The 1,168-nt window shown below is 40.8% G+C and carries 1 protein-coding gene; it reads right to left on the reverse strand.

Translation table 11 applies throughout. The features are described 5' to 3' along the window. On the reverse strand, positions 1-1,168 hold a 1,168-nt coding region (locus tag CES81_RS13025), incomplete at both ends, for an IS3 family transposase (RefSeq protein WP_103143232.1).

Consider the following 1,168-nt stretch of genomic DNA (forward strand, 5'->3'; position numbering starts at 1 on the left):
AGTTGCCGCTCAAATTCGAGTGGTGATTGGTTGCCTAGTTTCGTTTGTATCCGAGTTGTATTGTAATAGGTTATCCATTTAGTGATAGCTTGCCGGAGCTTTGCTCCAGTCTCATACGCAGTACTGGGTTCGATCTCCGCCTTTAATTTATTGAATACAGTTTCGCAGGCGGCATTGTCTAGACAAGTTGATCTGCGAGACATACTTTGTTTAATGTGACCCTTGCGTAACAGTTTTCGCCAAAAGCGATGTTGATATTGCCACCCTTGATCGGTATGCAAGGTTAACAGATATCCAGTGTGAGGCAACTGCTGAATTAAGCGATTTAAAGGAGCTAAGCTAAATTTTAAGTCAGGACTAGTACTAATTTCCCATTCAATAATTCGCTTGCTGCAGAGATCTTTAATAACTTCAAGATAGATTTTGTCACCATTTTTAGCACGTAACTCCGTTACGTCGCAAACCATCTTCTGAAATAGCCGGTTTGAGGTAAAACGACGATGCAATCGATTTTTGGCAATCCTGTTCTGTGGACCTTTAGACGAATCATATTTACGAGTACGTTTCGAGTATTTAGTACACTTCAGTCCTTGTTCAGACATAATCCGCTGAATCTTCTTGTGGTTGGGCTGAACCTTTCCTTCAAAGGCATATTGGTTGCGAATGATAGGTGAGATACGCCTAACACCATAATTCCCATGGTTTTCCGTAAATACTTGCTTAATGCGTTCTGTCAACTCCAGGTCCGTCGGATCTGGATGGTTGAAACGATCTTGCCAATATTGAAAGGTAGACATACTAATCGGCAGTGCAGCTATTAAATCAATTAATCGGTATTTCGCCTTGAGCGCGATGATTTCTTGGCTGAGCTGTTTTTTGGTTGCTTTCTCAAGGCCGCCAATTTTTTTAAGACGTCGTTTTGTATCCGCAATGATAAGTTCTCCGACTCCAGTTGCTTTATCTTTTCTTCGGAACTTTCTCTTGCCATATTTAGATCTCCCTTTGTGCATCTGAACTAACGCCTTTTCACCCTGTTGGAAGTATAATTGTTCCCAATTTCGAACCGATTCAGGCGACATTAAAGCGAAATGAATGCAAGTCTCTGCGATTGATGCATTATTTAATTGCTTCCACTTTACAAGCTTAATTCGAAAAGTACCAGATATTT

The organism is Secundilactobacillus pentosiphilus (assembly GCF_002217985.1).
GTDB classification, from domain to species: Bacteria; Bacillota; Bacilli; order Lactobacillales; family Lactobacillaceae; genus Secundilactobacillus; species Secundilactobacillus pentosiphilus.